Source organism: Pseudoduganella buxea (assembly GCF_009720835.1).
In the GTDB taxonomy this organism is placed as follows: domain Bacteria; phylum Pseudomonadota; class Gammaproteobacteria; order Burkholderiales; family Burkholderiaceae_D; genus Rugamonas; species Rugamonas buxea.
Window position 1 is genome coordinate 1 of the sequence record NZ_WNKZ01000158.1, and the last position, 6,813, is coordinate 6,813.

A 6,813-nucleotide genomic window follows, 5' to 3' on the forward strand; every position below is an offset into this window, starting at 1 on the left:
CTTACGCCATCAGCAGCTTGCGGTTGCCCGCGCCGGGCGGGGTGCCCGGGACCTTGCCGACGGCAGCCGCGTAGGCCTTGCAGGCCACCGCGTGGACGTCGCGGTCTTCGGCGCGCGGCGCGGTCGGCGGCGCGGCCTGCACGGCCTTGGCAGGCGCCGGCAGGACCTTGGGCGGCGCGGACGCTGGCACGGACGCCGGCGCCGGGGCGGACGCCTTCGCCGTCCCTTTCTTTTCGGCCGGCACGACCTCGGCCGCCTTGGCCATGGTTGCCTTGTCGACGCCTTTCGCCCCAGCCGCCGGCGTCACAGGCTCGGGCTCGGGCTCGGGCTTCCTGCCGCCTGGCGCCTTGCGCGGTGCCGGCAACGGTTCCGGCTGTTTCGCGCGGGCCACGAAGGCCCGTTCGACGGCGCCCAGCAGCTCGGCGTCGGCCCGCGTTCCGCCCTTGCCCGCCGTGCCCGCCATGGCCAGTTGCACGGTGCCCGTGGACAGGCGGATCGGCGCGGGCGCCGGCTTTTTTGCCTCGACGACGGGCGCCGGCGCCGGTGGCGGCACAGGCACGGTCACGGGCATCGGCACCGGTGTGGCGACCACCCGGGTCGGCTGCACGATCGGCGCCGGCGGTGCAGGCGGCGCGGGCGTGAGCCACAAGGTCACGCCCCGCACGCTCTGCCGACCGGCGCTGCCCAGCTCGAAATACAGGTGCAGCAATTCCGATTGCACGGGCATCGTCGTCGTCAGGTGCAGCATCCGGCGCTGGTCGCGCTTGACGATGGCGATGCCCATGCCGGCCAGCGCCGGGTTGACGGCCACGTTGGCGCCCTGGAATACGTCGCGGCTGGCCAGGCGGGCCTGCAGGTCGGCCAGGTCCTGGGCGCTGAGGTCGACCAGCTCGACGTCGGCCACCAGCGGCTGGCCGATGTGCGACCGCACGGTGGCCTCGCCCAGCTCGGCGGCATGCGCGCCGGTGAAGGCAAGGCCCAAGGCCAGGGCAGCAGGACAGAGCAAACGGGTGGGTGTGGTCGACATGGCAAAAACGTGTTTCCTGCGCGCAACGCGCGATGACACTATAACGGCCGGTTTTGGCGTTTTTGAAGTGCCCGGCCAATATTTCGTCCATGCGTTAGACTTTAGATATCCATAAAGACCAACATTGACCAGGGAACTCCATGGAACACAGAATCGAACGCGACAGTTTTGGCCCCATCGACGTGCCGGCTAACCAGCTGTGGGGAGCGCAGACGCAGCGCTCGCTGCACCATTTCCATATCTCGACGGAGCGCATGCCACCGGAGTTGATCGCGGCACTGGCCCAGGTCAAGCGGGCCGCCGCCCGCGTCAACGTGGACCTTGGCGTGCTCGACGCCGCCAAGGCCGATGCCATTACGCGGGCCGCGGACGAAGTACTGGCAGGCCGGCATGCGGACGAATTCCCGCTGGCCGTGTGGCAGACAGGCTCGGGCACGCAGTCGAACATGAACATGAACGAAGTGCTGGCCAACCGGGGCTCCGAGCTGCTGGGCGGGGTGCGTGGCGAGGAACGCAAGCTGCACCCGAACGACGACGTCAACAAGGGCCAGTCGTCGAACGACATCTTCCCCACGGCCATCCACGTGGCCGCCGCCGCCGCCGTCGCGCAGGACGTGCTGCCGGCCCTGCGCCAGTTGCGCGCCACCCTGGACGGCAAGGCCCAGGCTTTTGCCGATATCGTCAAGATCGGCCGCACCCACCTGCAGGACGCCACGCCGCTGACCCTGGGCCAGGAGTTCTCCGGCTACGTGGCCCAGCTCGACCACGCGGAGCGGGCACTTACCAACGCCCTGCCCGCCGTGCTGGAGCTGGCGGCCGGCGGCACCGCCGTGGGCACGGGCCTGAACGCCCATCCGGAATACGCCACCCGCATCGCGGCCGAACTGGCGGCGCGCACCGGCCTGCCCTTCCGCACGGCCGACAACAAGTTCGCCGCGCTGGCCGGCCACGAGGCCCTGATCGCCGCCCACGGCGCGCTGAAGACGCTGGCGGCGGTCCTGTTCAAGATCGCCAACGATATCCGCTGGATGGCGTCCGGCCCCCGCTCCGGGCTGGGCGAACTGACCATTCCCGAAAACGAGCCGGGCAGCTCGATCATGCCGGGCAAGGTCAATCCGACCCAGTGCGAAGCCGTGACGATGCTGTGCTGCCAGGTGTTCGGCAACGACGTCGCCATCACCTTCGGCGGCGCGTCGGGCAACTTCGAACTGAATGTCTACAAGCCCCTGCTGGCGCACAACTTCCTGCAAAGCGCCCGCCTGCTGGCCGACGGCATGCGCAGCCTGGACGAGCATTGCGCCCAGGGTATCGAGCCGAACCGCGAACGTATCGGCGAACTGATGGAACGCTCGCTGATGCTGGTGACGGCGCTGGCCCCCCACATCGGGTATGATCGCGCCGCGCAAATCGCCAAGAAAGCCCAGCACGAGGGCAGCACCCTGCGCGACGCGGCGCTGGCCCTGGGCTTTGTCACGGCCGAGCAGTTCGAACAGTGGATCGTGCCGCTGGCGATGACGCGCCCGGACGCCAAGGGCTGAGGCCGGCACGGCGCCGCACGACGTGTTTTTCGTATTCTTTTAACAACAGATGCAAGAAAAACATCATGTGCGGCATCCAAAATCATCGAGGACAGAATGCAAAAAGTAGAATTTGAATTAACATCGGAATATGTCGAACTGAACCAGCTGCTGAAGCTGGTGGGCCTGTGCGACAGCGGCGGCGCCGGCAAGCAGCTGGTGGCCGGCGGCCAGGTCCGGGTGGACGGCAAGCAGGAACTGCGCAAGACGGCCAAGATCCGGGCCGGACAGCAGGTCACAGTGGGCGATGTCCGGATCGTCGTGGTTGGCGACAGCGGCGCGGACGGCGCTTAAGCCGCGTCAAATTCCCCACCTCGGCCGGCGCTATATTTGACGGGATAGCCAGACGAAGGGGAAACCACCATGAACACGGAACGCAATCACGCAGGGAGCAACGGCAGCAGCGCCGAAGCCGGCACGGCAAGCCAGTATCGCGTCATCGGCGACCTGCGCGCCGTCATCGAAAACGCGGAAGACCTGCTGAAGAACACGGATCACTACAACCACGGCCTGTATCACACGGCCCGCAACAAGCTGGCCGAAGCGCTGTTAGTGGCGACCGAGGAACTGGAACGGTGCGAAGAGGCACAACTGGCGCGCATGCTGGCCGCCACCAGTGAAGCGAACCGCCTGCACGGCGACCGCGATGGCGAAGCCCGCGTGCTGCGCGCCTTCCACTAAACCTTTCCGCTAACCCTTTCCACAAGCGCCTTCCACCAGGCGCTTTCCCCACTAAGCGTTCGCTGCTTCTCCCTGGCGCAGGGCCGTGAAGGCCCCGCACCGCAGCCACTGCCGCAACGCGGCGCCCCCATCGAATTGCCCGTCCACTTCGCAGCCCGCCTCGAAGGCGGCGCCGATCGTGCCGCCGCCGGCCAGTACCGCCAGCGCGGCATGCGCGGCCCCATCCTGCACCAGCACCGTCGCCCGCCAGCCGGGGCGGCACACCACCCCCCAGCTCGCTGCTTCGATGGCGGGAAATGCGCCGCCCTCCGGTCCGTGCGCCAGCCACAGCGGCACGACAGCCCACGGCGACGCGAACGGCACCGCCCCCGGATGCAGCTCCAGTCGGCATTCGCCGAACTGCTCCGGCGCCAGCGTGCCGAACACGGCGGCATCGAGCGGTGGCGCATCGGGCGCGTAATGGGCCCGGTGCAGCAGCCATTCGAGGCGCGCCATGTCCGGCAAGTAAGGCAGGTGGGATACATGCTCGAAACCGGCCAGGAAGGCCGCGAAGCCCTCGCCGAACAGATTAAGGTCGCCGCTCGCCGACGGGTGGGCGCGGCCGTATTCGCGCGCCAGCGCGGCCAGGAAGTCGGCGCCGACCAATTGGCCGATGACGGGGAAGCTTGCCGCCAGCGCCCGCTGCCAGCTGCCCGTCACATTGCCCCGGTAGACGGCCATGCGCCGGGCCGGGTCGGCGGCGCGCAGGCCTTCCGGCCCTTTCCCGTCGAGGATGGCGGCGGCAAAGCGCTGCTGTGCCATGGCGACCGTGTCGGCGGCCTCGCGGATGACCACGGCAGGCAGCGGCCCGGCTGACGCCACCGGTGGGGCCGGGTAGCCGGCGGCCAGCGCCGTTGCCCGCGCGGCCTCGCCCAGCAGCACGGGCAACGGCGGAATGTCGGTATCCCATTCGACCAGGGTCGGCACGGCGCCGAAGCGCGCCAGGGCCAGCTCGTACAGGGCCCAGACCAGTTCGGCCACGGCGCTGCCATGGTGATCGATGACGACATCGGGCGCGACCAGGTGCCCGCCCAGGTGGATTTCGCCCACCAGTCCGGGCGGAATGGCCCGCAGCGCGGCCCCGGCGTCCTCGCCGTGGTTGCACTGGTTGACATACAGGTTATTGATATCGAGCAGCAGGCCGGCGCCCGTGCGGCGCGCCAGCGCCACGAGGAACTCGGTCTCGCCCATCGTGTCGGCATCGAAACGAACATAGGCCGACACGTTTTCCAGCAGGATGGATCGGCCCAGCGCTTCCTGTACGCGCTGCACGCGCGCGCTCATCAGGTCGAGCATGGCATCGTCCAGCGCCACCGGCAGCAGGTCGTGCAGGTGGCGGCCAGGCACGGCGCCCCAGCAGAGGTGTTCGGAGACGAGCGCGGGCTCGATGCGCCGCGCCAGCGCGGCGACCCTGGCCAGGTGCCGTTCGTCGATGCCGTGGGCCGAGCCCAGGCCCAGGGCCACGCCATGCAGGCTCACGGGGTAGTTGCGCCGCACCCGTTCCAGCACGTTGGCATCCCAGCCGCCCGGCGCCAGGTAGTTTTCCGTATGAACTTCGACCCAGCCCACCGGCGGCCGGCCGTCGAGGAAATCGCGGTAATGGGGCACGCGCAGGCCGATACCGGCTTGCGCGGGCCGGAAATCCATGGGGTTTATTTGGCCGGGGGCGTCGTCTTGCCGCCCAGCTTTTCGCAACTGCCCTTGGCCACCCATTTCCATTCCGTGGGGGCGTTGTCCGTCTTGGCCATGGAGGCGCAACCGTGGGCGCCGTCGGACGAGCCGCAGTCGTTCTGGCCCGCCTTGGCGACACCGTAGCATTTTTCTTTTTCGGCAGGTTCGGCGGTGGCGGCGCTACCGGCCGCGCAGACGGTGGCCAGCGCGGCGGCCAGCATGGCATGCTTGTTCATGGAGTGCATCCTTTTTCAAGCGGGCTGGCGACATGCTGCCCGGGAACAGCGATTCTAATGAAAATCGGCGTCCCTGTGCAGGTCGGCTAGAGGCGGGCAGCGTCAGGCTGTCGTATTGACGTGATTGCCCAGGTGGGACGGCAGGCTCGGTGTCTGCGGCAGCGCCCCGATCAGGGTGGCCGCCGTGGCGGCCTGGGCATCCTGCGCCTTCTTCAGTACTGCAATGCCGACCTCCTGCCGGACATTGGTTTCGGCCATTGTCGTTGCCAGCCGGGCAATTCCCATCACGTCCATACATCCTCCGTTCGGCAACGCGCCGTGTGCCGGTTACGGCCGCATGGCGCCAAACTTTAGGAAGTGTTTACCGAAAGGCTTCGACGCGCCCGCCGATCCACGCCAGCACCGTTTCAGGGTCGTTCAAATCGAGCCAGGCAACGCCGGCGGCCAGGCCGGCCGGGCGGCTCGCGTCCGATGCGACGGCAACGATATCCGGATCGAGCGGGTACAGGGGCGGCTGGCCGACGGCGGCGCGGTACACCTCCAGTTTCGGCACAGGCCAGGACTTGAAGCCTTCGACCAGGGTCAGGTCGGCCGGCCCCAGCCGCGCCAACTGCTCGTCCAGGCCCGGTTCGGGGGCGCCGCGCAGCTCGCGCACGATGGCGAAACGGTAAGGCGAGGACACCATCACTTCGGCGGCACCGGCCCGGCGCAGGCGCGCGCTGTCCTTGCCGGGCGGTTCCAGTTCCAGGTCGTGGTGGCTGTGCTTGATGACATTGACCCGCAGGCCCTGCGCCGCCAGCCGGGCCACGACCAGTTCCAGCAACGTCGTCTTGCCGCTGCCGGAACGCCCGACGACCCCGATGACGCGGTGCGCCGGGGATTGTTCGCCCTGCATCTGTTCTCCCCGCTCAATAGCGTCATTGTTCTTGTCGCCATTATACCCAGCACGGGATGCAACGCAGGGGCCGGCAGCCGCCGGCCGCCGTTCAGGGCTCGCGACCGAACTTGTTGTCGTCCTTGCCGCCCGTGGCCAGGCAGACGAGGGCGACGACGGCCAGCAGGACAATCAGGATGCCGGGCTCGGAAACGCGGTCGGGGGCGATGGCGGCGGCGTGGGCCGGCAGAGAAGCGGAAACCAGCAGGGACAGCATGTTCAGTTTCATCGGAAGACTCCAGTCGTTTTGCCAATACGACAAGGATGACAAAGTCTTATGACGCCCCCATGACGGCGCAAACGTGCGTGTTCAGAATGCCACGCGGTAGCGGTAGCCCCGGAACGTGAACACGGCGCCCTTCGGCAGCAGCTTTTCCAGGACCAGGCCGGGCGCCACCTCCTCGCCTTCGCGCCGCAGCACCTTGTCGATCAGCACCAGGCGATCGGCCGGGTTGGGCGAATACATATAGCCGTCCATCGAGTAGGCGGGAATGGCGCGCCGGATCGGTTCCGGCAGGTCGCGCAGGGCCTGGATGGCACTGTCGTCCGGCTCGCGCGCCGGCTTCGACTCGGGCGTCACGGCAGGCGCAACGGCGGGCGGCGGCGGCGCGGGGGCGGCCACGACGGCTGGCTTCGGTACCGGCGCGG

At 68.5% G+C, this 6,813-nt stretch carries 10 protein-coding genes; 3 read left to right on the forward strand and 7 right to left on the reverse strand.

Annotated features, from left to right (window positions below; genetic code table 11):
- Position 1: 1 nt before the first annotated feature.
- Positions 2-1,027, reverse strand: coding sequence for a type IV pilus assembly protein FimV (locus GM672_RS26735; protein WP_155473553.1), 1,026 nt, complete (start codon positions 1,025-1,027; stop codon positions 2-4).
- A 140-nt stretch (positions 1,028-1,167) separates the two neighbouring features.
- Between GM672_RS26735 and fumC the strand changes: the two genes are divergently transcribed.
- The 3 genes from fumC (at position 1,168) to GM672_RS26750 (ending at position 3,285) form a co-directional block, all read left to right on the forward strand.
- Positions 1,168-2,565 carry a class II fumarate hydratase gene (fumC, locus tag GM672_RS26740; RefSeq protein WP_155473554.1) on the forward strand — a complete coding sequence of 466 codons (1,398 nt, stop codon included), beginning with the start codon at positions 1,168-1,170 and terminating at the stop codon, positions 2,563-2,565.
- Positions 2,566-2,661: 96 nt separating this feature from the next.
- On the forward strand, positions 2,662-2,898 hold the full coding sequence (locus GM672_RS26745) for an RNA-binding S4 domain-containing protein (protein WP_155473555.1): 237 nt from the start codon (positions 2,662-2,664) through the stop codon (positions 2,896-2,898).
- A gap of 69 nt (positions 2,899-2,967) precedes the next feature.
- Positions 2,968-3,285, forward strand: a complete 318-nt coding sequence (locus GM672_RS26750) for a hypothetical protein (RefSeq protein ID WP_155473556.1) — start codon at positions 2,968-2,970, stop codon at positions 3,283-3,285.
- 51 nt (positions 3,286-3,336) lie between these two features.
- On the opposite strand, the gene bufB is transcribed toward GM672_RS26750, so the two are convergent.
- The 6 genes from bufB to GM672_RS26780 all read right to left on the reverse strand — a co-directional run.
- Complete coding sequence (bufB, locus tag GM672_RS26755; RefSeq protein WP_155473557.1) at positions 3,337-4,971, reverse strand: MNIO family bufferin maturase; 1,635 nt, start codon at positions 4,969-4,971, stop codon at positions 3,337-3,339.
- Positions 4,972-4,976: 5 nt separating this feature from the next.
- Entirely contained in the window at positions 4,977-5,231 is a 255-nt protein-coding gene (locus tag GM672_RS26760) for a BufA1 family periplasmic bufferin-type metallophore (protein WP_155473558.1), read from the reverse strand.
- 102 nt (positions 5,232-5,333) lie between these two features.
- On the reverse strand, positions 5,334-5,525 hold the full coding sequence (locus GM672_RS26765) for a YjfB family protein (protein ID WP_155473559.1): 192 nt from the start codon (positions 5,523-5,525) through the stop codon (positions 5,334-5,336).
- A 67-nt stretch (positions 5,526-5,592) separates the two neighbouring features.
- Positions 5,593-6,126, reverse strand: a complete 534-nt coding sequence (gene mobB, locus GM672_RS26770) for a molybdopterin-guanine dinucleotide biosynthesis protein B (RefSeq protein ID WP_155473560.1) — start codon at positions 6,124-6,126, stop codon at positions 5,593-5,595.
- Positions 6,127-6,217: 91 nt separating this feature from the next.
- Positions 6,218-6,394, reverse strand: a complete 177-nt coding sequence (locus GM672_RS26775; protein ID WP_155473561.1) for a hypothetical protein — start codon at positions 6,392-6,394, stop codon at positions 6,218-6,220.
- An 81-nt stretch (positions 6,395-6,475) separates the two neighbouring features.
- On the reverse strand, positions 6,476-6,813 hold a 338-nt coding region (locus GM672_RS26780; protein ID WP_170300269.1), incomplete at its 5' end, for a general secretion pathway protein GspB.

Excerpts from the sequence above, each read along its gene's own strand:
- GM672_RS26775 (WP_155473561.1), bottom strand. The coding sequence starts at position 6,394 with ATGAAACTGAACATGCTGTCCCTGCTGGTTTCCGCTTCTCTGCCGGCC.
- GM672_RS26750 (WP_155473556.1), top strand. The coding sequence starts at position 2,968 with ATGAACACGGAACGCAATCACGCAGGGAGCAACGGCAGCAGCGCCGAA.
- fumC (WP_155473554.1), top strand. The coding sequence starts at position 1,168 with ATGGAACACAGAATCGAACGCGACAGTTTTGGCCCCATCGACGTGCCG.
- GM672_RS26745 (WP_155473555.1), top strand. The coding sequence starts at position 2,662 with ATGCAAAAAGTAGAATTTGAATTAACATCGGAATATGTCGAACTGAAC.
- GM672_RS26735 (WP_155473553.1), bottom strand. The coding sequence starts at position 1,027 with ATGTCGACCACACCCACCCGTTTGCTCTGTCCTGCTGCCCTGGCCTTG.
- GM672_RS26760 (WP_155473558.1), bottom strand. The coding sequence starts at position 5,231 with ATGAACAAGCATGCCATGCTGGCCGCCGCGCTGGCCACCGTCTGCGCG.
- bufB (WP_155473557.1), bottom strand. The coding sequence starts at position 4,971 with ATGGATTTCCGGCCCGCGCAAGCCGGTATCGGCCTGCGCGTGCCCCAT.
- mobB (WP_155473560.1), bottom strand. The coding sequence starts at position 6,126 with ATGCAGGGCGAACAATCCCCGGCGCACCGCGTCATCGGGGTCGTCGGG.
- GM672_RS26765 (WP_155473559.1), bottom strand. The coding sequence starts at position 5,525 with ATGGACGTGATGGGAATTGCCCGGCTGGCAACGACAATGGCCGAAACC.